20 protein-coding genes are annotated in these 23021 nt (G+C 57.6%); 2 read left to right on the top strand and 18 right to left on the bottom strand.

From position 1 onward, the window contains the following. Nucleotides 1-138 precede the first annotated feature (138 nt). A complete protein-coding gene (locus tag RYA97_RS13265; protein ID WP_016982436.1) occupies nt 139-867 on the bottom strand; it encodes a dienelactone hydrolase family protein in 729 nt (242 codons plus the stop codon). A gap of 90 nt (nt 868-957) precedes the next feature. After that, on the bottom strand, nt 958-2865 hold the full coding sequence (htpG, locus tag RYA97_RS13270) for a molecular chaperone HtpG (RefSeq protein WP_005745258.1): 1908 nt from the start codon (nt 2863-2865) through the stop codon (nt 958-960). A 313-nt stretch (nt 2866-3178) separates the two neighbouring features. On the opposite strand from htpG, the gene RYA97_RS13275 reads away from it, so the two are divergent. Further along, nucleotides 3179-3439: a lipoprotein gene (locus RYA97_RS13275; RefSeq protein WP_002552985.1), complete on the top strand. Its 261-nt coding sequence runs from the start codon at nt 3179-3181 to the stop codon at nt 3437-3439. A 108-nt stretch (nt 3440-3547) separates the two neighbouring features. Here RYA97_RS13275 and brnQ read toward each other — a convergent pair whose 3' ends face one another. The 10 genes from brnQ to sdhC form a co-directional block, all read right to left on the bottom strand. Continuing rightward, nucleotides 3548-4861 carry a branched-chain amino acid transport system II carrier protein gene (brnQ, locus tag RYA97_RS13280; protein ID WP_029241059.1) on the bottom strand — a complete coding sequence of 438 codons (1314 nt, stop codon included), beginning with the start codon at nt 4859-4861 and terminating at the stop codon, nt 3548-3550. Nucleotides 4862-5232: 371 nt separating this feature from the next. Next, complete coding sequence (gene sucD, locus RYA97_RS13285; RefSeq protein WP_004664700.1) at nt 5233-6114, bottom strand: succinate--CoA ligase subunit alpha; 882 nt, start codon at nt 6112-6114, stop codon at nt 5233-5235. Then, nucleotides 6114-7280 (bottom strand): ADP-forming succinate--CoA ligase subunit beta, encoded by a 1167-nt coding sequence (sucC, locus tag RYA97_RS13290; RefSeq protein ID WP_002552981.1) that lies wholly within the window; start codon nt 7278-7280, stop codon nt 6114-6116. Before sucC ends, sucD begins: the two co-directional genes overlap by 1 nt. Before the next feature lie 208 nt (nt 7281-7488). Beyond that, nucleotides 7489-8925 (bottom strand): dihydrolipoyl dehydrogenase, encoded by a 1437-nt coding sequence (gene lpdA / locus RYA97_RS13295; RefSeq protein WP_004664698.1) that lies wholly within the window; start codon nt 8923-8925, stop codon nt 7489-7491. A 170-nt stretch (nt 8926-9095) separates the two neighbouring features. Further along, nucleotides 9096-10331, bottom strand: a complete 1236-nt coding sequence (odhB, locus tag RYA97_RS13300) for a 2-oxoglutarate dehydrogenase complex dihydrolipoyllysine-residue succinyltransferase (protein WP_002552979.1) — start codon at nt 10329-10331, stop codon at nt 9096-9098. A gap of 41 nt (nt 10332-10372) precedes the next feature. Then, on the bottom strand, nt 10373-13204 hold the full coding sequence (locus tag RYA97_RS13305) for a 2-oxoglutarate dehydrogenase E1 component (protein WP_004658941.1): 2832 nt from the start codon (nt 13202-13204) through the stop codon (nt 10373-10375). A 259-nt stretch (nt 13205-13463) separates the two neighbouring features. Beyond that, nucleotides 13464-14168, bottom strand: a complete 705-nt coding sequence (locus RYA97_RS13310) for a succinate dehydrogenase iron-sulfur subunit (protein WP_004658943.1) — start codon at nt 14166-14168, stop codon at nt 13464-13466. A 12-nt stretch (nt 14169-14180) separates the two neighbouring features. Continuing rightward, a complete protein-coding gene (gene sdhA / locus RYA97_RS13315; protein ID WP_002552976.1) occupies nt 14181-15953 on the bottom strand; it encodes a succinate dehydrogenase flavoprotein subunit in 1773 nt (590 codons plus the stop codon). A gap of 3 nt (nt 15954-15956) precedes the next feature. Further along, nucleotides 15957-16325, bottom strand: a complete 369-nt coding sequence (sdhD, locus tag RYA97_RS13320; protein ID WP_003382006.1) for a succinate dehydrogenase, hydrophobic membrane anchor protein — start codon at nt 16323-16325, stop codon at nt 15957-15959. Then, nucleotides 16319-16693, bottom strand: a complete 375-nt coding sequence (sdhC, locus tag RYA97_RS13325) for a succinate dehydrogenase, cytochrome b556 subunit (protein WP_316892477.1) — start codon at nt 16691-16693, stop codon at nt 16319-16321. Before sdhC ends, sdhD begins: the two co-directional genes overlap by 7 nt. A gap of 362 nt (nt 16694-17055) precedes the next feature. Between sdhC and gltA the strand changes: the two genes are divergently transcribed. Beyond that, entirely contained in the window at nt 17056-18345 is a 1290-nt protein-coding gene (gene gltA / locus RYA97_RS13330; protein WP_002552974.1) for a citrate synthase, read from the top strand. Nucleotides 18346-18411: 66 nt separating this feature from the next. Here the strand turns inward: gltA and RYA97_RS13335 are convergent, their stop codons facing one another. The 6 genes from RYA97_RS13335 to RYA97_RS13360 all read right to left on the bottom strand — a co-directional run bounded on the left by RYA97_RS13335 (nt 18412) and on the right by RYA97_RS13360 (nt 23013). After that, complete coding sequence (locus tag RYA97_RS13335) at nt 18412-19023, bottom strand: START domain-containing protein (RefSeq protein WP_117139869.1); 612 nt, start codon at nt 19021-19023, stop codon at nt 18412-18414. A 57-nt stretch (nt 19024-19080) separates the two neighbouring features. Continuing rightward, a complete protein-coding gene (locus RYA97_RS13340; protein WP_004664678.1) occupies nt 19081-19338 on the bottom strand; it encodes a YkgJ family cysteine cluster protein in 258 nt (85 codons plus the stop codon). Nucleotides 19339-19432: 94 nt separating this feature from the next. Next, nucleotides 19433-20074, bottom strand: coding sequence for a translation initiation factor 2 (locus RYA97_RS13345; protein WP_080900596.1), 642 nt, complete (start codon nt 20072-20074; stop codon nt 19433-19435). Nucleotides 20075-20190: 116 nt separating this feature from the next. Continuing rightward, on the bottom strand, nt 20191-21630 hold the full coding sequence (locus tag RYA97_RS13350; RefSeq protein WP_002552970.1) for a PLP-dependent aminotransferase family protein: 1440 nt from the start codon (nt 21628-21630) through the stop codon (nt 20191-20193). A gap of 217 nt (nt 21631-21847) precedes the next feature. Beyond that, nucleotides 21848-22663 carry an OmpA family protein gene (locus RYA97_RS13355; RefSeq protein WP_011168312.1) on the bottom strand — a complete coding sequence of 272 codons (816 nt, stop codon included), beginning with the start codon at nt 22661-22663 and terminating at the stop codon, nt 21848-21850. Continuing rightward, the gene (locus RYA97_RS13360) at nt 22660-23013 is read right to left on the bottom strand and encodes a DUF4398 domain-containing protein (RefSeq protein WP_004658957.1); all 354 of its coding nucleotides are present in this window, start codon (nt 23011-23013) and stop codon (nt 22660-22662) included. The genes RYA97_RS13355 and RYA97_RS13360 overlap by 4 nt, the downstream gene beginning before the upstream one ends. Between the last annotated feature and the right edge of the window lie 8 nt (nt 23014-23021).

A 23021-nucleotide genomic window follows, 5' to 3' on the forward strand; every position in this document is an offset into this window, starting at 1 on the left:
CTCACGCTCCAGCGTGGGAATGCAGTTCACGACGCTCTGCGTCGCAAGAGGACGCAGAGCGTCCAGACCGGCATGCCCACGCGGAGCATGGGCACGATAGTGTTCCCCTGCACGCCCTAGGAGACGATAGGTGTTCCTTCAGCCGAACACTTCGCTCAACAAATCATGCATCGACTTGAACGCACGGCTCGACACTTTGGCGTCGTACATCATCATGCCGGGAACATTGGCGTGCGGGTCGGTGAAGGAATGGAATGCCCCACCGTAACTGTGCAACTGCCAGTCCACACCAGCGGCGTTCATTTCCTCTTCAAAAGCAGGTAACTGCTCTTTTGGCACCAGCGGGTCCGACGCGCCGTGGAGAACCAGCACCGAGCCCTTGATGCTCTTCGCATCAGCCGGGTTGGGCGTATCCAGCGTGCCGTGGAACGAAATGGCGGCCTTCAGCTCTGCCCCGGTACGCGCAAGCTCCAGCGAGCAGCAGCCACCAAAGCAGAAACCGAATGTTGCGATCTTGCTTGAGTCCAGAGACACATCCGCCTGGCTCAACAACTGGTCGAGGCCTGCTTGCATACGCTTGCGCAACAACGCGCGATCGTCCTTGAGCGGCATCATGGCAGCGCCCGCCTCGTCATTGTTACTCGGGCGAATCTGCTGACCGTAAAGGTCAGCCAGCAGCACCACATAGCCCTTCGCAGCGACCGCTTTGGCGATATCTTCAGCGCCCTGACTGACACCCATCCAGTTAGGCGCCATCAGCAACCCTGGCTGTGCAGCGCTAGCTTTCGGGTCGTACGCAAGACGGCTTTCATAAGTCTGGCCATCGATCTGATAGACCACAGAACGAATTTCAATGTTGCTGCTCATTACTGACTCCTGATCGTTAGGGAGATGAAAAACGTGTCGCGGGAACTGAAACAAAAAACCCGCCGAGGCGGGTTTCTTGTCAACCGGCTATCAAACCGACAGTTCTACCAACAGCTTGTTCAGACGACGCACATACGCAGCTGGATCCTTGAGGCTGTCACCGGCGGCCAGCGCCGCCTGATCGAACAGGATGTGCGACAGATCGCCGAAGCGCTCTTCGCTCTGCTCGGCATCCAGTTTGCCGATCAGCGGGTGAGCCGGGTTGAATTCGAAGATTGGCTTGGAGTCCGGAACCTTCTGCCCGCTGGCTTCCAGAATCTGACGCATCTGCAGCCCCATGTCCTGCTCGCCAATGGCCAGAATCGCAGGCGAATCGGTCAGACGATGGGAAACACGCACCTCACTTACAGACTCACCCAGCGCAGCTTTCAGGCGCTCGATCAGGCCCTCTTTGTCCTTGGCGATCTCTTCCTGTGCCTTCTTGTCCTCTTCGGAGTCAAGATTGCCCAGATCAAGGTCGCCACGCGCCACATCCACAAAGCCCTTGCCATCGAAATCGCTCAGGTAGCTCATCAGCCACTCGTCGATACGGTCGGTCAGCAGCAGCACTTCGATGCCTTTCTTGCGGAAGACCTCAAGGTGCGGGCTGTTCTTGACCTGTGCGTAGGATTCGCCAGTGAGGTAGTAAATCTTGTCCTGACCTTCCTTGGCACGCGCCAGGTACTCGGCCAGAGAAACGCTCTGTTCACCGCTGTCGTCGGACGTCGATGCGAAACGCAGCAGACCGGCGATTTTTTCCTTGTTGGCGAAGTCTTCTGCCGGACCTTCCTTGAGGACCTGGCCGAAGTTTTTCCAGAAACCCTTGTACTGCTCGGGTTCGTTTTTCGCCAGCTTCTCCAGCATGTCCAGCACGCGCTTGGTCAACGCCGACTTCATCGAGTCGATGATCGGGTCTTTCTGCAGGATTTCGCGGGAAACGTTCAGCGACAGGTCATTGGAGTCGACCACGCCCTTGACGAAGCGCATGTACAGCGGCAGGAACGACTCGGCCTGATCCATGACGAAGACGCGCTGCACGTAGAGCTTGAGGCCGCGCGGTGCTTCACGCTGATACAGATCAAACGGAGCACGCGCAGGCACGTACAGCAGCGACGTGTATTCCAGCTTGCCTTCGACCTTGTTATGGCTCCAGCTCAGCGGGTTCTCGTAGTCGTGCGCGACATGCTTGTAGAACTCCTGATACTCCTCATCCTTCACCTCGGTGCGCGGACGGGTCCAGAGGGCGCTGGCGCGGTTGACGGTTTCCCACTCCAGCGCCGGTGCCTCCTCGCCTTCGGCTGCCGGAGCCTGCTCTTTGGGCAGCTCGATCGGCAAGGCGATATGGTCGGAGTATTTCTTGATGATGTTACGCAGGCGGTAGCCGTCAGCGAATTCCTCTTCACCGTTTTTCAGGTGCAGAACAATACGGGTGCCACGATCAGCCTTGTCGACGGTGGCGACTTCGAACTCGCCTTCGCCCTTGGAGGACCAGTGCACGCCTTCATTCGCTGGCGTGCCGGCACGACGGCTGAACACTTCGACCTGATCGGCAACGATGAATGCCGAATAGAAACCCACGCCGAACTGACCGATCAGGTGCGAGTCCTTCTTCTGGTCGCCCGACAGGTTTTTCATGAAATCAGCGGTGCCGGACTTGGCGATCGTGCCCAGGTGGGTGATCACGTCTTCACGGCTCATACCGATGCCGTTGTCTTCAAGCGTAACGGTCTTCGCGTCCTTGTCGAAGCTCACACGAATTTTCAGCTCGGCGCCGCCTTCCAGCAACTCCGGCTTGGACAACGCTTCAAAACGCAATTTGTCGACCGCGTCAGACGCGTTCGAGATCAATTCGCGAAGGAAAATTTCCTTGTTGGAATACAGCGAATGGATCATGAGGTGCAGCAGTTGCTTTACCTCGGTCTGGAAGCCCAGGGTTTCCTTTTGAGTTTCCACACTCATAATCATCAAACTCCGATCTGGATGGTATAAGCCGTCACGATCAGGCATAAGCCCGTGTGACAGCGGGTAGTCATCAAGGTGGGGGCTGGGTCGGGGATTTCAAGAGCCAATGATACGCGGAGCGTGTTTCATGCGCCGGATACCGCACGCATTGCGTTGGTGGGTGCTCGCCAGAACTGTCTGCAATCGGCACAGCGCTATCGGCCTGTAACGACCGCGAAACAACGGCCTCCGATATTGTCATCACGGGTGGAACTTAACTCATGACGGCAGGCTCTTAGCCTCGTGAACACTCAATAAGGAGAAACACCCCATGCGTAAATCTTTAGCCTATGCCTTGATGCTTTCTGCCACCCTGGGCCTTGCCGCCTGTGACAAAAAGTCCGAAAACACTCAGCAAGATGCCAACAAGGCAGCTCAGCAGTCCCAGGAGTCGATGGAAAAGGCTCAGGAAAAAGTGAATGACGCGGCCAAGGAAAGCCAGGAAGCCGCTCAGAAGAACGCTGAAGCCGCTCAGCAGCGTACCAATGAGAACGCCAACAAAGCGCCAGAAGCAGCGCCAGCCACCAAGTAAGGCTGAAACGCTTACAGAACTAAAAAAGCCCGCTTAAAGCGGGCTTTTTCATTTAACTCGTTTCACTTGGCACGTAACGTCAGTTCGACATTGCATCGTGTACCGACTTCAAGCCAGCGCCTCGCTGCGCTTGCCCATGAGCCTGTCAACGGCTACAGCGCCCGCCAGCGTGATCACCGAGGGCACCAGCCATGCCAGGCCTTGATCACTCAGCGGCAGACTGGTCAGCACACCCGGCAGATAGTCAGTAAAACCGGCACCCTTCAGCGCGTCGATCAGGCCAAAGATGAGCGATACCAGCATCACCGGTGCAACAACCCGTCCCTGGCTCTGCCAGAGGCCTTTGCAGAAGCTCAGCGCCACCAGCACGATGCACGGTGGATAGATAGCGGTGAGTACCGGAATCGAAAACTGGATCAGCTTGGTCAGCCCCAGATTGGATACCAGCAGCGAGAACACCGCCAGGATGATCACTAGCGTCCGGTAGGACAGCGGCAGCACCTTGGCAAAGTATTCAGCACAGGCACAGGTCAGGCCTACCGCAGTCACCAGACACGCCAATGAAATCAGCACGGCGAGAAAACCGCTGCCCAATGAACCGAAGGTGTGCTGCACGTAGGCATGCAGAACCGCCGCGCCGTTGCTTGCGCCTGCCGCGACCGCATGGCTGCCGGAACCCAGGCGAAACAGGCTGACATACACCAGCGCCAGCCCGACACCGGCAATGAGCCCGGCAATGATCGCGTAGCGCGTGATCAGACGTGGTGACTCGACACCACGAGAGCGAATGGCATTGACGATGACAATCCCGAAGACCAGCGCCCCGAGGGTGTCCATGGTCAGATAACCATTGATGAAACCTTGGGAAAACGGCGCAGCGGCATAGGCGGGCTCAGCCTCGCCTATTCCGCCTGCGGGTAATGCGAATGCTGCGATCCCCAATACTGCCAGGGCGACAATCTTGAGCGGTGCCAAAAAGCGCCCGACCGTGTCGAGCAAGCGCCCCGGATACAACGAAACCCAGAACACCACCAGAAAATACACCAGGCTGTAGAGGAACAACGCGACTGGAGTGTCACCGGTCAGAGGTGCCAGGCCGACTTCAAACGAGACGGTCGCAGTACGCGGGGTCGCGAACAGCGGGCCGACCGCCAGATAGCAGACGGCTGCGAGCGCCCCGCCGGCAATCTTGCCGATCGGGCTGCTCAGGGCATCCATTGCTCCCCCTACCCTGGCCAGAGCAATCACCGTAACGACCGGCAGCCCGACCGCCGTGACCAGAAAGCCCAGCGCCGCCATCCAGACATGTGGTCCGGCCTGCAGGCCGACAATAGGAGGGAAGATAATGTTGCCAGCCCCGACAAACAGGGCAAATGTCATAAAACCGAGTGCCAGGATGTCCTGGCCTTTCAACACTTTCATTACGAGGGACCACACGGAATCGAAATAAGGGATGGGACGTCACCCATGAATGGGGCAGACGCAGCCCGTCGGCGTAAGACGTGGCAGTACCTTGCGAAACGCCCCTCGTGAGGGCAACGCAAAAACGGCGGACAGGGTAGCCAACTTCGACCGAAAATGCACTGTCTCAGGGCGCGCCAGCCGACGACGCACCGTTTGTTGGCGGATGTAAAGCCCCAGACAGTTGAAAATGCCAGCAATGAGAGGTCCAGGTGAACCAGACCGGGTAAGGCGAACCTTTTCAGGCGCCCAAACAAAAGCCACCCGAAGGTGGCTTTTGTCGATTGCTCGAATCAGGCAAGCGAGCTTACCTGATCAGCAAACAGTGAAGCTTACTTGGTTGGCCAGCCAGTCAGCTCGGCCAGGGCCTTGCCGATGTCTGCCAGGGAGCGCACGGTTTTTACACCAGCGTCCTGCAGTGCAGCGAATTTCTCGTCTGCAGTACCTTTACCACCCGAGATGATTGCACCGGCATGGCCCATGCGCTTGCCCGGAGGAGCAGTCACACCAGCGATGTAGGAAACAACCGGCTTGGTCACGTGTGCCTTGATGTAGGCAGCCGCTTCTTCTTCAGCCGAACCGCCGATCTCGCCGATCATGACGATCGCTTCGGTCTTCGGGTCTTCCTGGAACAGCTTCAGGATGTCGATGAAGTTCGAACCAGGGATCGGGTCACCACCGATACCTACACAGGTGGACTGACCGAAACCGGCGTCAGTGGTCTGCTTCACAGCTTCGTAGGTCAGGGTGCCGGAACGCGACACGATGCCTACCTTGCCTGGCAAGTGAATGTGACCTGGCATGATGCCGATCTTGCACTCGCCCGGAGTGATGACGCCTGGGCAGTTAGGACCGATCAGGATCACACCCAGCTCGTCGCACTTGACCTTGGCTTCCAGCATGTCGATGGTCGGGATGCCTTCGGTGATGCAGACGATCAGCTTGATGCCGCCGAACGCTGCTTCAAGGATGGAATCCTTGCAGAAAGGAGCCGGAACATAGATGACGCTGGCAGTAGCGCCAGTGGTGTCTACGGCTTCTTTCACAGTGTTGAACACTGGCAGGTTCAGGTGCGTGGTGCCGCCCTTGCCTGGAGTCACGCCGCCAACCATTTTGGTGCCGTAGGCAATGGCTTGCTCGGAGTGGAAGGTACCTTGCGAACCAGTGAAACCCTGGCAGATAACCTTGGTGTCTTTATTGATCAGGACGCTCATTACTTGCCCTCCGCGGCTTTGACAACTTGTTGAGCAGCGTCGGTCAGGCTGGTCGCAGCGATGATGTTCAAACCGCTTTCTGCCAGTACTTTAGCGCCCAGTTCAGCGTTGTTACCTTCAAGGCGAACAACAACCGGGATTTTCACGCCGACTTCTTTCACTGCACCGATGATGCCTTCGGCAATCATGTCGCAACGAACGATGCCGCCGAAGATGTTGACCAGTACTGCGGCGACGTTGGTGTCGGACAGGATGATCTTGAACGCTTCGGTAACGCGTTCCTTGGTGGCACCACCGCCAACGTCAAGGAAGTTTGCAGGCTTGCCGCCATGCAGGTTGACGATGTCCATGGTACCCATGGCCAGGCCAGCACCGTTGACCATGCAGCCGATGTTGCCTTCCAGCGCTACGTAGTTCAGTTCGAACTTGGCAGCGTGAGCTTCGCGAGGATCGTCCTGCGAAGGATCGTGGAAGCCCTTCAGCTTGGGCTGACGGTACATGGCGTTGGCGTCGATGTTGATCTTCGCGTCCAGACAGTGCAGATCGCCGTCAGCCTTGATCACCAGCGGGTTCACTTCCAGCAGGGCCAGGTCATGGTCCTGGAACAGCTTGGCCAGACCGGTGAAGATCTTGGCGAACTGAGTGACCTGCTTGCCTTCCAGACCCAGCTGGAATGCCAGATCGCGGCCCTGGAACGGCTGAGCGCCGACCAGTGGGTCGATCGTGGCCTTGAGAATCTTTTCAGGAGTGTCGTGAGCGATCTTCTCGATATCCACGCCACCTTCGGTGGAAGCCATGAACACGATACGACGGCTAGAACGATCGACCACAGCGCCCAGATACAGCTCTTTGGCGATGTCGGTGCACGATTCGACCAGGATCTTGGTCACTGGCTGACCGTTGGCGTCAGTCTGGTAAGTCACCAGGCGCTTGCCCAACCACTGTTGAGCGAACGCTGCAGCGTCTTCCTTGCTGCGAACCAGCTTTACGCCGCCCGCTTTACCGCGACCACCTGCGTGAACCTGGGCTTTGACGACCCACTCGGTTCCGCCGATCTTGTCGCAGGCTTCTGCTGCTGCTTCCGGGGTGTCTACCGCGTAACCCTTGGATACTGGCAGGCCGTACTCAGCGAACAGCTGCTTACCCTGATACTCGTGAAGATTCATGCTTATTACCGTCTTCGTTTAGGTACTGCGCATTCGGTGCTGCACGTCAGCGTGCCGCACCACCTGTGACCGCTACTCCGGGTGGACTCCGCAAGTGCCGTGGGACACTCATGGAGCCGCCTGAGAGGTCGAGTCCGGCGCAGATTCCGCGGTAAGCCCTGCTTGCAAGGCCAACGACGGGCACTGCGCCGTGGTTTCTCTTGTTGTCTTAGCGTTTCTTGCGATTCTGGATATGGATGGCGCCGCCATTCACAGCCAGTGCAGCTTCATGCAGCGCTTCGGACAGGGTCGGGTGCGAGAAGACCATCATGCCGATGTCTTCTGCGCTGCTGCCGAATTCCATCGCGATTGCGCCCTGCTGTACCAGTTCGGCAGCGCTTGGACCAATAACGTGAACACCCAGTACGCGGTCAGTCTTGGCGTCGGCAATGATCTTGACGAAGCCGCCGGTGTCGTTGGCTGCCATGGCACGGCCACTGGCTGCGAACGGGAACGTACCGACATTGACTTCAACGCCTTCGGCCTTGAGCGTCTGCTCGGTCTTGCCGACCCAGGCGATTTCCGGGTGGGTGTAGATAACCGACGGGATCAGGTTGTAGTTCATCTGAGCCTTGTGGCCCTTGATGCGCTCGACAACCATGATGCCTTCTTCCGACGCCTTGTGTGCCAGCATCAGGCCACGCACCACGTCACCGATGGCGTATACGCCAGGAACGCTGGTGGTGCAGTAGTCGTCAACGTAGATGAAACCGCGCTCGTCCAGATCAACGCCGCTGTCCGATGCCAGCAGGTCAGTGGTCACGGGACGACGGCCAACGGCAACGATCAGACGATCAAAGGTAATCGACTGCTCGCCAGCGGCGTCGGTGTAGCTGACCACCACTTCTTCGCCTTCGACCTTGGAACCGGTCACGCGAGCGCCCAGCTTGATGTCCAGACCTTGCTTGGTGAAGGTTTTCAGCGCTTCCTTGGAAACTGCTTCGTCAGCCGCCGGAATGAACTTGTCCAGTGCTTCCAGAACAGTGACCTGAGCGCCAAGGCGAGCCCATACAGAGCCCAGCTCCAGACCGATCACGCCAGCGCCGATGACGCCCAGACGCTGTGGAACCTGTTGGAATTCCAGAGCGCCGGTCGAATCGACGATGACTTTCTGGTCAACCGGAGCTGGCGGGATGTCGATAGGACGCGAGCCCGAAGCCAGAATCACATGGTCAGCTTCGATGATTTCAACGGTGCCGTCGGCAGCTGTCAGCTCGACCTTCTTGCCAGCCAGCAGTTTGCCGTGGCCTTGCAGAGTGGTCACGCCATTGGCTTTGAACAGGCTGGCAACGCCGCCGGTCAGGCCTTTGACGATAGTCGACTTGCGACCGATCATGGCCGGCACATCGATATTCACTTCAGATGTCGAGATGCCGTGCACGCTGAAGCCGTTCTTGGCTTCATAGAACTTCCAGGAGCTGTCGAGCAGCGCCTTGGAAGGAATGCAACCAACGTTGAGGCAGGTACCACCGAGGGCCAGTTTGCCCTCCTTGTCCTGGTACTTCTCGATGCAGGCAGTCTTGAGACCAAGTTGCGCAGCCTTGATGGCGGCAACATAACCGCCAGGGCCTGCGCCAATCACTACCACGTCGAATTTCTGGGACATAACAAAGAGTTCCTCTTTAGCTGCGAGCTTTTAGCTGCAAGCTGCAAGTCGATCCGCGATCAGGCAAAAACGACTTGCGACCTATTAATCAGGTGAAACACACCAGCCCCGGCTGCACGCCCTTTCGCTTCTGACTTGAAGCTTGAAGCTTGCAACCACGGGCTGCCTCATCAGATATCCAGCAACAGACGAGCCGGATCTTCCAGCAGGTTCTTGATGGTCACGAGGAAGGTTACCGCTTCCTTGCCGTCAATCAAACGGTGATCGTACGACAGTGCCAGATACATCATCGGACGAATCACTACCTGACCGTTGACTGCCATCGGGCGCTGAAGAATGTTGTGCATGCCCAGAATTGCAGCCTGTGGCGGGTTGACGATCGGCGTCGACATCATCGAACCGAAAGTACCACCATTAGTGATCGTGAAGGTGCCACCGGTCATCTCGTCGATGGACAGTTTGCCATCACGGGCCTTCTTGCCGAAGGTGGCGATGCCGCCTTCAATTTCAGCCAGGCTCATGTGCTCGGCGTTACGCAGAACCGGTACAACCAGACCACGGTCGCTGGACACTGCAACACCGACGTCGGCGTAGCCGTGGTAGACGATGTCGGAGCCGTCGATCGACGCGTTGACAGCCGGGAAGCGTTTCAGCGCCTCGGTAGCAGCCTTGACGAAGAACGACATAAAGCCCAGACGCACGCCGTTGTGCGACTTCTCGAACAGGTCCTTGTACTTCGAACGCAGTGCCATGACTTCGGTCATGTCGACTTCGTTGAACGTGGTCAGCATGGCCATGTTCGACTGGGCTTCGACCAGACGCTTGGCAACGGTTGCACGTACACGAGTCATCGGCACGCGCTTCTCGGTGCGGTCGCCAGCAGCGACAACCGGAGCGGCAGCGGCAGCAGGTTTGGCAGCAGGAGCAGCGGCTGGAGCGGATTTCTTCGCTTCAACGGCAGCGACCACGTCTTCCTTGGTGATACGGCCGTCTTTACCAGTGCCTTTGACGCTGGCCAGGTTGATACCGTTTTCTTCAGCGAGTTGACGCGCAGCAGGCGCAGCAATCGGGTCTTCTTCGCCAGCGGCAGCCGGTGCAGCGGCGGGTGCCGAGGCAGGCGCAGCAGAGGCAGGCGCAGCAGCAGGTGCTGGAGCAGCAGATGCCGTGGCACCATCATTCAAAGTGCCAAGCACTTCGTTGGAGAGGACGATAGCGCCCTCTTCCTTGGTGATCGAGCCCATCACGCCGTCAGCTTCGGCCAATACTTCCAGAACAACCTTGTCAGTCTCGATATCGACCAGCATCTCGTCCCGTTTTACCGCATCACCCTCTTTTTTGTACCACTTGGAAATGGTGCCATCGGCAACGGATTCCGGGAAAGAGGGGGCTTTGATCTCGATAGCCATTATCTGTAATTCCTTAATTCGGTTTCTAATGCTCGAAGGCGTTAAACAGTGAAGGCATCTTGCAACAGTTTTTCCTGCTGCTCGGCGTGCATCGAAGCGTAACCACAGGCTGGAGCGGCAGAGGCGTCACGACCGGCGTACTCGAGAACGAGTTCACGTTTGTGGTTGCCCATGCTGCGGCGCAGGTGGTGCTGACTGCTGTACCAGGCACCCTGGTTCATCGGTTCTTCCTGACACCAGACCACATGCTGCAGGTTGGTGTACGGCGCGATGGTTTCCATCAGGTCGTCTTCAGGGAACGGGTACAGCTGCTCGATACGAACGATGGCAATGTCTTCACGCCCTTCGGCACGGCGCTTTTCCAGCAGGTCGTAGTAAACCTTGCCGCTGCACAGCACCAGACGCGTGACCTTGGCCGGATCGAGGGCATCGATTTCCGGAATGACGGTCTGGAACGAGCCTTCGGCCAGATCTTCCAGGGTCGAAACAGCCAGTTTGTGACGCAGCAACGACTTGGGAGTCAGCACGATCAGCGGCTTGCGCAGCGGACGAATGACCTGACGACGCAGCAAATGGTAGATCTGCGCCGGAGTCGTTGGCACGCACACCTGAATGTTGTGCTCGGCACACAATTGCAGATAACGCTCAAGACGTGCCGACGAGTGCTCTGGCCCCTGCCCTTCGTAGCCGTGAGGCAACAGCATGGTCAGACCGCACAGACGGCCCCACTTGTGTTCACCGCTGGTGATGAACTGGTCGACAACCACCTGGGCACCGTTGGCGAAGTCGCCGAACTGCGCTTCCCAGATAACCAGTGCATCCGGCTGGGTGGTCGAGTAACCGTATTCGAATGCCAGCACGGCCTCTTCCGAAAGGAACGAGTCGTACAGGTCGAAACGCGGCTGACCGGAGTACAGATTCTGCAGCGGGATATAGGTCCCGGCGTCTTTCTGGTTGTGCAGTACGGCGTGGCGGTGCGAGAACGTACCGCGACCGATGTCCTGCCCTGTCATACGGATCGGGTGACCTTCGAACGCCAGCGTGGCGTATGCCATGGTTTCGGCGTAACCCCAGTTGATCGGCAAGCCACCGGCCTGCATCTTCTGACGGTCTTCGTAGATCTTCTGAACCTGACGCTGCACGACGAAGCCTTCAGGCAGTTCCATCAGCTTGGCGGACAGTTCCTGCAGGGTCTTGAGGTCGAAGCGAGTGTCGTGACGCGCAGTCCAGGCGTGGCCCAGATAAGGACGCCAGTCGACGAACAACTCCTTGTTCGGCTCCTTGACAAGGCTTTTCACTACGTGCAGACCATTGTCCAGCGCGCTGCGGTAATCATCGACCTTGGCCTGAACACGGGCTTCATCGAGAATGCCGGTCTTGATCAGATGCTCGGCATACAGCTCACGGGTGGTGCGCTGCTTGGTGATCTGCTGATACATCAGAGGCTGAGTGCCACTCGGCTCGTCAGCTTCGTTGTGACCACGACGACGGTAGCAGACCAGATCGATCACGATATCGCGCTTGAACTGCATGCGGTAATCGATCGCCAGCTGGGTCACGAACATCACGGCTTCCGGATCATCACCATTTACATGGAGGATCGGCGCCTGGATCATCTTGGCAACGTCGGTGGCGTACTCGGTCGAACGCGAGTCCAGCGGGTTGCTGATGGTGAAGCCCACCTGGTTGTTGATGACGATGTGGATCGTGCCGCCCGTCTTGAAGCCGCGGGTCTGCGACATCTGGAAGGTTTCCATGACCACGCCCTGACCGGCAAAGGCCGCGTCGCCGTGGAGGGAAATCGGCAGAACCTTGTCACCGTTAGGATCGTTGCGACGATCCTGACGCGCACGCACCGACCCCTCGACCACCGGAGAAACGATCTCCAGGTGAGACGGGTTGAATGCCATGGCAAGGTGAACCTCACCGCCTGCGGTCATGACGTTGGAAGAGAAACCCTGGTGATATTTGACGTCACCGGAACCCAGTTCCACTTTTTTCTTGCCTTCGAACTCGTCGAACAGGTCGCGCGGGTTCTTGCCAAAGGTGTTGACCAGTACGTTCAGGCGGCCGCGGTGGGCCATACCGATCACGACTTCCTTGGTGCCATAGGACCCGGAACGCTGAATCAGCTCGTCGAGCATCGGGATCAGGCTTTCGCCACCTTCCAGACCGAAGCGCTTGGTACCCGGATATTTGGTACCCAGATACTTCTCGAGACCTTCGGCTGCGGTGACACGCTCGAGCAGGTGGCTCTGGATATCAGCCGAGAACGCTGGACGGCCGCGAACACTCTCAAGACGCTGCATGAACCAGTTGCGCTGCTCGGAATCCACGATGTGAGTGAACTCGGAGCCGATGGTGCGACAATATGTCTGCTGCAACGCTTCATGAATTTCGCGTAGGCTCGCTTCCTCTTTGCCGATGAACAGGTCGCCGGCACGGAAGGTCGTATCAAGATCGGCATTGGTCAAGCCGTAATGATTGATCGACAGATCCGCAGGCGCAGGGCGCTGCCAAAGGCCCAACGGATCGAGCTGAGCAGCCTGGTGGCCACGCATCCGATACGCCTGGATCAGTCGCAGCACTTCAACCTGTTTCTTTTCGTGCTCGCTGCTCACACTGCCGGCGGACACCGGTTGAGCGCGGCGCTGGTTTTTGGCCAGCAACACGAAATGATCGCGAATAGTCGAGTGCGATACATCAGTGGCAGAGCTGCCGTCTGCTGGCAACTTCTGAAAGTAGGTGCGCCATTCTTCTGGCACAGCGTTAGGGTCGTGCAGGTAAAGCTCATAGAGCTCTTCCACATAGGCAGCGTTACCACCGGATAGGTGGGCACTGTTCCACATGCGCTGCATCACGCTTTCTTGCATGCTTGGTCACCCTCGGTAAGGGGACACCACCGGCGAAGACACCAGAGCAATCCTGAAATAGTCGTGTGCAGCGACTGTATCAAGTCACCAGGGATCACGCAGATAGTCCGGGTACCAGCCCGGATGCCCCTGCTGGTCTCATTTCTTCAAAATAAGAGCGGCAGCTTTGCGAGCTACTGCTCAGGTTAAAACTACGGCGCCGGTTGAAGCCTGCGCCGCAGCCACTTCAGTGCAACGGTGTAACAGATAAAACGATCAATCAGACGCCGCTTTGCAACAACATGTTGCGCACGTGACCGATAGCCTTGGTTGGGTTAAGGCCTTTCGGGCACACGTTGACGCAGTTCATGATGCCGCGGCAGCGGAACACGCTGAACGGGTCATCAAGCGAAGCCAGACGTTCATTGGTGCGGGTGTCACGGCTGTCAGCCAGGAAACGGTAGGCTTGCAGCAGCGCAGCAGGACCCAGGAACTTGTCGGGGTTCCACCAGAAGGACGGGCAGGAAGTCGAGCAGCAAGCGCACAGAATGCACTCGTACAGACCATCGAGCTTTTCGCGCTCTTCCGGAGTTTGCAGACGTTCGATGGCCGGAGCCGGCGTGTCATTCTGCAGGAACGGCTTCACCTTCTCGTACTGCTTGTAGAAGATGCTCATATCGACGACCAGGTCACGAATGACCGGCAAACCAGGCAGCGGACGTACGATCAGCTTGTTCTTGGCGACAACGGCAGACAGCGGCGTGATGCAGGCCAGACCGTTCTTGCCATTGATGTTCATGCCATCGGAACCGCACACGCCTTCGCGGCACGAACGACGGTAAGAGAAGCCTTGATCCTGTTCTTTGACCAGGGCGAGCACGTCCAGCACCATCAGGTCCTTGCCACCGGTATCGACCTGAAACTCCTGCATGAACGGCGCAGCGTCCTGCTCAGGGTTGTAACGATAAACACTGACTTGCAACATATCGGTCACCCCTTAATAAGTCCGAATCTTAGGCTCAAAAGTCGGAACAGTCTTCGGCGAGAAGTTCACGGCACGCTTGGTCACGCGCTTGTCACCCGGGAAATACAGGGTGTGGCACAACCAGTTCTCGTCATCGCGATCTTCAAAGTCTTCACGGGCGTGAGCGCCGCGGGACTCTTTACGATGCTCTGCGGCGATCGCCGTGGCTTCGGCAACTTCCAGCAGGTTTTGCAGTTCAAGCGCTTCGATACGGGCGGTATTGAATGCCTGGCTCTTGTCATTGATCTTGACGTTGGCGATACGCACGCGCAGGTCAGCCAGCTGAGCAATACCCTTCTGCATGTATTCGCCGGTGCGGAACACACCGAAGTAGTTCTGCATGCAGCTTTGCAGCTCTTTACGCAGCGTGGCGACGTCTTCGCCGGTAGTGCGCTCGTTCAGGCCGGCAACGCGTGCCAGCGCAGCATCGATGTCGGACTCGGAAGCACGGGCGTAGTCGATACCTTCGCTCAGCGCTTTCTCCAGGTGAATACCCGCAGCGCGACCGAACACAACCAGATCGAGCAACGAGTTGCCGCCCAGACGGTTTGCACCGTGAACCGATACGCAAGCCACTTCACCTACCGCAAACAGACCCGGAATGATCTGATCGACACCGGCGGCGTCCTGAGTGATCGCCTGACCATGAATGTTGGTGGCAACGCCGCCCATCATGTAATGGCAGGTAGGAACTACCGGAATCGGTGCTGTTGCAGGGTCGACGTGAGCGAAGGTCTTGGACAACTCCATAATGCCTGGCAAACGGCTGTGCAACACTTCTTCGCCCAGGTGATCGAGCTTGAGCATTACATGGTCGCCATCCGGACCGCAGCCGTTACCGGCAATGATTTCCTTGACCATGGAGCGCGCAACCACGTCACGACCTGCAAGGTCCTTGGCGTTAGGAGCATAACGCTCCATGAAACGCTCGCCGTGCTTGTTGATCAGGTAACCGCCTTCACCGCGGCAGCCTTCGGTGACCAGTACACCTGCACCGGCAATGCCGGTCGGGTGGAACTGCCACATTTCGATGTCCTGAACCGGGACACCGGCGCGCAGCGCCATACCGATACCGTCACCGGTATTGATCAGGGCATTGGTGGTCGAAGAGTAGATACGGCCTGCACCGCCGGTTGCCAGCACGGTAGCGTTGGCACGGATGTAGGAGGTTTCGCCGGTTTCAATGCAGATGGCGATGATGCCGACAAAGGCACCGTCCTGATTCTTGACCAGATCCACGCCGTAGTATTCGTTGAGGAATACGGTGCCAGCCTTGAGGTTGGCCTGATACAGGGTGTGCAGCAGTGCGTGACCGGTACGGTCGGCAGCAGCACAGGTACGTGCAGCCTGACCGCCCTTGCCGAAGTCCTTGGACTGACCGCCAAACGGACGCTGGTAGATGCGACCCTGTTCGGTACGGGAGAACGGCAGACCCATGTGCTCGAGTTCGAAAACAGCTTCAGGGCCTACGGAACACATGTATTCGATAGCGTCCTGGTCACCGATGTAGTCGGAACCCTTGACGGTATCGTACATGTGCCAGCGCCAGTCATCGTTCGGATCGGCAGAGGCAATTGCGCAGGTGATGCCACCCTGGGCAGAAACGGTGTGCGAGCGTGTCGGGAACACCTTGGTGACCACGGCAGTCTTGTGACCGCCCTGAGCGAGCTGCAGGGCAGCGCGCATACCGGCACCGCCACCACCAATGATGATGGCGTCGAAGGAAAGCGAATTTATGTTAGCCATGAATCAGATACCCCAAAGAATCTGCACGCCCCAGACGAAGTAGGCGAACATCAGAACGCCGCATACCGCCTGAAACAGAAAACGTACTGCAGTGGCAGACTTGCCCAGCGCCATCGGCGTCAGGTAGTCGGTCGCGATGGTCCACATGCCGACCCAGGCGTGAGCGCCAAGGGCAACGAGGGCCAGCAGACTGAAGATACGCATTCCGTTGTGTGCGAACAGATCATGCCATTGGGCGTAACTCAGACCCGGATGAAAGACCATGTATCCGATCAGGAATATGAAATAAGCCGCGAGCACGACCGCAGAAACACGCTGAGCCATCCAGTCATAGAGGCCCGAACGCGAAAGGTTGGTGACGTTGGTTACCATATCCATACTCCCGCCAGAAGAATCAGTACCACGGAAACCGCGACAACGATTTTGGAGCCCAGCTTGCCGCCTTCGAGCGTCTCGCCTACCCCGGAGTCCATGATGAGGTGACGGATACCGGCCACCATGTGATACAGCAGGGCAGACAGAAGCCCCCAGATGATCAGCTTGGCCAGCGGGCTGGTCAGACACGCCTTGACTTCACCGAACCCTTCTTCGGACGCCAGCGACTTGTCCATTGCATACAGCATGATTGCAATACCGACAAAGAGGATGACACCGGAGATGCGGTGAAGGATGGACGTGTAAGCGGTGACTGGGAGCTTGATGGTCCTTAGGTCTAGATTTACAGGTCGTTGGCTATTCACGGCTTTTTTTCACACTGAAGAGCCCCTAACAATCAGGGCAAGTTGTTGGGAAGTGCACTGGTCAGGTACCCACCACCCAGGAAGTGACGACCCCCTTGAAACAGGCCAAAAAGCCTTTGGCGGTCGGACGCCGAGTATAGACAGTTAGGTTACTAATGACAACGCGCAGACTTACCGCCAATGGCGCATTGCGTTGCCGGGACAAAAGGCGTAAACGGCAGGAAACGGTCTGAAAAAATCCACGGCGGGCCCTTGCGGAACACGACTTTAGGCAAATTGACTTTAGAATTTATCTCACTATAGTGATGCGGGCCCTGCGTGGGGGGCCTGTCTGATGATTTGAAGCATAAATAGGAGGCCACATGGCTGACAAAAAAGCGCAGTTGATCATCGAGGGCGCAGCCCCCGTCGAGCTGCCAATTCTGACCGGTACAGTGGGTCCGGACGTGATCGACGTACGCGGCCTGACCGCCACCGGCCGCTTCACATTTGACCCTGGCTTCATGTCCACGGCCTCTTGCGATTCGAAGATCACCTACATTGATGGTGACAATGGCATTCTGCTGCACCGCGGCTACCCGATCGAACAACTGGCCGAGCAGTCCGATTACCTCGAAACCTGCTACCTGCTGCTCAACGGCGAACTGCCGACCGCCGAACAGAAAGCCCAGTTCGTGGCCGTGGTCAAGAACCACACGATGGTTCACGAGCAACTCAAGACCTTCTTCAACGGCTTTCGTCGCGACGCCCACCCGATGGCCGTCATGTGCGGCGTAGTCGGTGCCCTGTCAGCGTTCTACCACGACTCGCTGGACATCAATAACCCGCAGCACCGCGAGATTTCCGCTGTACGCCTGGTGGCCAAGATGCCGACCCTGGCAGCGATGGTCTACAAGTACTCCATGGGCCAGCCCATGATGTACCCGCGCAACGACCTCAGCTACGCCGAAAACTTCCTGCACATGATGTTCAACACCCCGTGCGAGATCAAACCGATCAGCCCGGTGCTGGCCAAGGCGATGGACAAGATCTTCATCCTTCACGCCGATCACGAGCAGAACGCCTCGACATCCACCGTCCGCATGGCAGGCTCTTCGGGCGCCAACCCGTTTGCCTGTATCGCTGCCGGCATCGCCGCGCTCTGGGGCCCGGCCCACGGCGGCGCCAACGAAGCGGTACTGACCATGCTGGATGAAATCGGTGACGTGTCGAACATCGACAAGTTCATCGCCAAGGCCAAGGACAAGAACGACCCGTTCAAGCTCATGGGCTTCGGCCACCGCGTCTACAAGAACCGTGACCCGCGCGCCACCGTGATGAAGCAGACCTGCGACGAAGTGCTCAAGGAACTGGGTATCACCAACGATCCTCAGCTCGAACTGGCCATGCGCCTCGAAGAGATCGCCCTGACCGACCCGTACTTCATCGAGCGCTCGCTGTACCCGAACGTCGACTTCTACTCGGGCATCATCCTCAAGGCCATCGGCATTCCGACCAGCATGTTCACCGTAATCTTCGCTCTGGCGCGGACCGTCGGCTGGATTTCGCACTGGAAAGAAATGCTCTCCAGCCCTTACAAGATCGGTCGCCCTCGCCAGCTCTACACCGGCAACGTGCAACGCGATATCGTCGCCCTGCAAGACCGCAAGTAAGCGTTACACGCAAAAACAAAGGGCTGCCACTGGCAGCCCTTTTTTGTGCGTACTGCATACTGCAGATTATTGCGTCTGCGCAGCCCGCTCTCTGAGCGCTTTCAGCGTATTGAACGGCGCGTCGACAACAAACTTGTTGGCCAGCATCGATGGCACACTACCACCCGGCTCGGTGTGAACCTGATAAGTCACCTCAGTCTGGTTCGGCCCCTTGGGCACCATCTTCCAGAACCCCTTGACCTCGGTCACACGCACGAAACCCTTTTCCTCGGGAATGTACGTGGGCTGCTCTTCAAGATTCCGGGTAATACTGCCGTCAGCCCCCTCCTGAGTAGTGATCAACAGCACCGAGTCACGAGGCGTCACCGGCCAGGGCGTGTTGAACTGGCTGTAGGTCCAGGTCTTGTTACCTTCATGCTTGAGTATCTTCTGTAACTTGCACTCATGAATCCAGGCGCAGGCCCCCGCAACATCCTCTTGAAGCGCACGCAGCTTGCTCACGCTGGCATTGATCAGCGCGACGCCCTGATAGGCCTTGTAATCGGACCCAGGCACATCACTCAACGAAACCTTGATGCCATCCTCGTTCTTGACCACTTTCCAGTCGTCAGCCTGCGCCGTTCCGGCAAGCATTACAGTCAAACCACAAGCAACAGCGATGCGATACAGCGGACTCATTGTTTTATTCCTTGTTTTGAAGTTCCGACAAAGCACTAGCGCCCAAAAACCGCCCTTTCATGCAACTGCTGTAGCTTTTTCCCACCAGCCAATAAGGCGAATGGCATCCGCCTGATCGACTCCGCAGACATCTTCCGCCGCCTTGAACTGACTGCATACCGCAGGGCGCTCGGGCCTGCCGAACAAGGCGCACAGAAGCTCGACCGACAAGTGCAGGCATCGCTCACCTGCCGGTTTTCCATCGGGCATGCCGGGTATGGGAGACGTGATGGAAGGCGCTATGCAGCACGCACCACAATCGGAACGGCAGTCCATGACCAGACACCCTTACTGAAAAATAGAAAAAGAGGAAGAATATTAACCGTCAAAACGTCTGTTTGAAAACGCCGTATCGGACGATAGGCAGGGCTTACTGCTTGAATTTGAAATCCAGCGCAGCACCTTCGACATCGCGACGGTTTTCGTTGCGCATCTGCAATTGCATTTCGTTGGTCAGCAATCGACCTTCAAGCTCAAAGGGGCCGGGGTTGGCCGAAGCCCCCTTGTCGCTGAACATCTGCGGCAATATCGGCTTGCGCTTGCTGGTGATCACATTGGCAGGCGGGTCCAGTTCCTTGACAAGCTCGGGCGGCAAACTCAGGTCCAGCTTTGGCGACTTGATTCGCACATCCTTGGCACTGGCCGTTTTGACATCTTTGGCGTTCTTACGTTTGCTGACAGGCGCCTTGGCGGCCACTACTTTTGAAGGCGACTTTTCAGAGGCTACCGCTTTGGTCACCGGAGGCGCTGAAGGTTGTGATTTTTCCTTGCCCACCACTACCGGAACCACCGGAACCCCCGGCATCAACTGATGCATGGTATCGGGCGCCTGTATCTGTTTTGCATCCGTCGCCACCGCCTCCACAGGGGCCTCGGTCTTCAAGTGCACTTCAGGCGAGACCGGAGCCGTAATAACCGTATCGGTTTTGGGCTTGGGCACAGACGAGTCCTGAGCATCACAACCACTCAGAAGCACAACGACAAGCAATCCCAGACAGCGAAAAACATTCATAGGCAAAAAGTCAGGCAAGACAGTGGCAAATAGCCGGAAAAGAAACACATGCTGTCCTTTTGAGGCCAACCTGACAAGCCAAGAGTTCAAAACAATTGACAAAAAATCTTTACAACTCAGTACACATGTACCGCTTCCTGACACAACTGCTTGGCCAGAATACCCAGCGTCATCAGTGCCCGCTCAGCCTCTTTGTTCCAAGGCATCCCGCAGTTGAGGCGGATGCAGTGATTGAACTGCTCGGTATTACTGAAGATCAACCCCGGCGCGATACTGATACCCTGCTCCAGCGCACGAACATGCAGCTCCTGAGTATTGACCCGGCCCGGCAGGCTAACCCACAGAATGAACCCACCCGCAGGGCGACTCATCTGCGTGCCCTCAGGGAAGAACTGCTGCACCGCCAATTGGAAGGCGCTGAGATTCTTGCGGTATTCCAGGCGAATGAAACGTAAGTGCCGATCGTAGCCGCCGTTTTCGAGGTATGCGGCGACCGCCATCTGCGTAACACTGCATGCAGAATGCGTGCTGAAAGTCTGCAGACGTTGAATTTCTGCCTGGTATTTGCCAGCAATGATCCAGCCGATGCGCACACCGGGCGACAGCGTCTTGGAAAAGCTGGAACAGTAAATCACCCTCCCCAGCCGATCGAACGCCTTGAGCGCCTTGGTCCTCCCGACTTCGAACATCAACTCACCGTAGACATCGTCTTCAACCACTTGAATATCGAAGTCCGAGGCCAGACGCAGCAGGTTCTTCTGCCGCTCCTCCGGCATGGTGCCGCCCAGTGGGTTGCTCAGGCGTGAAGTCAGTACCAGTGCCTTGATTGACCATTGATTGGCCGCCAGTTGCAGGGCCTCCAGACTGATGCCGGTGGCCGGGTCGCTGGGGATTTCGATGACTTTCAAGCCCAATAGGTCGGCAAGTTGCAACAACCCGTAATAAGCAGGCGACTCGGCAGCGATCAGGTCACCCGGCCGGGTCAGCACGCGTAGAGTCATCTGCAGTGCATCCACGCACCCGTGGGTGATCACCACCTCGGACGGATCGACCACCACGCCGGCGTCGCGCATACGGATGGCGACCTGCCTGCGCAGCGGCTCGAAACCCGGGCTGAACATATAGCTGAAGGCCCGCGGGCTGTGAAAACGCGTCACTTTCGCTAATTGCTGATGCAGCGCGCGTACCGGCAGGTAGTCCACATGAGGCACAGCGGCGCCCAGAGCAAACACGCCCTCGCGTCGGGATTCCTCGAGCACTTGCTGGATGATACTGCTGCGCGTGACCAGACCAGGCCGCTCGACCCGCGCGATATCCGGGGTCGAAGCCGTAAGTGCCGGGGTTTGATGAACATAGTAGCCGGACTGAGGACGCGCCCGGATCAACCCTTGATCTTCAAGGTTCGCATAAGCCTGCAATACCGTCGCATGGCTGACATTGAGCTGCGAACTCATCTTGCGAACCGAAGGCACACGCTCACCGGGTTGATACACCCCACGACGAATATCTTCGGCAAGCTGCTGGGCGATACGCTGATAGAGCAAAAGATTGGTCATGACACAGCCTCGAAAAGACCGGTGATTTATTGTTTTTAAAAATACAGATACGGAATGACCGGCACAGTCCAGAAGTGTACGGGAACAGTTTACGTTCAAGCCAGCGGTCACGACCGCTGCACGAAAATAAACGCGGCTGAAAACGCCATATGCAAAGCCTTTAAAGCCAAAAAAGCCCGAGACCGTTTCCGGCGTCGGGCTTTTTGAAAAGTTTTTATCAGCGCGCTGCGCCTAACTGACCTTTTTCATCAGAAAAAACAATTTCCACACGGCGATTTTGCGCGCGCCCTCGCTCGGAGGCGTTGGCGTTCACCGGGAACTGCTGACCATAGCCCTCGACATGGATACGTTTTTCGTCGACACCCAGGTCCATCAGAACGTCTGCGACCGCTTGTGCACGATCCTTCGACAGCTTCAGATTCTCCTGACGGTCACCTGTGCTGTCGGTGTAGCCCTCGATCCGGACCACTCGACGCGGATTGATCTGCAAGAACTGCACAACCTTGAGAATGGTGCGACTGGCCGAGCTTTTCAGCTCGGCGTGGCCGGCGTCGAACAGCACATCTCCCAACGTCATGACAAGCCCGCGATCGGTCTCGGTGGTGGCCAGACTGAGGATCTGATCTTCCAGCCAGCGCCCCTGCTGCTGGGCACTGGCCAGCTTGGCCTCACGCAGCGCCAATTGCAGACGCTGGCGCTCCATGTCCATTTTCGCCAGGCGCTCCTGGCTCAGCATCAGATTGCTGTGCTCACGCGCGATCTCGCTGTAGCGGCTGCTGAGGTACGCGTAGTGAGCGACATCGGCACCGCTCCCCAAGTAACTGGACAGACGCTCGGCGCGAGCCAGAGATTCGCCAGCGCGAATGACATCCTTGGGCGCGCTGCGCAGCACATCGGTATCTTCCTTGACCTTCTGGAAATCGGCACTGGCCTGTTGCAAGGCCTGCCCGCTGTCCTGATGACCGGCACACCCGTAAAGGCCAGCCGAACCCAGCAACAGGCACACACTCAGTACACGCGGAAGACGGTTCATTGCGCCTCTCCCAGTTGCTTGCGTAACCGATTGAGGCGGGTATTCAACTGATTGACCTGCTCCTGACTCTTGAGGGTGAGCACTCGGGCCTCTGCCAGCCGGGCATCCAGCTCGGCCTGCTCGGCTTTCATGCGCGCGTCCTTGTAGGCGTGGGTCGCCATGGAGGCGCGAGCTTCGGCAAAGCGGGCCAGAGCGACTTCCATCTCGGGCTGGTCATCACCCGCGCCAACAGCTTTGGCCTGCTCCAGCGCCTGCTCGGTCAGCTTGAACTGCTCGGTCGGTAGCGGGTCGCTGGCACAGCCAGCCAGCGTGGCGATGGCCATGACGGCGATTGAAAAACGAATACTCACAAAAACAT

Source organism: Pseudomonas syringae group sp. 26L6, assembly GCF_032587815.1.
GTDB classification, from domain to species: Bacteria; Pseudomonadota; Gammaproteobacteria; order Pseudomonadales; family Pseudomonadaceae; genus Aquipseudomonas; species Aquipseudomonas amygdali.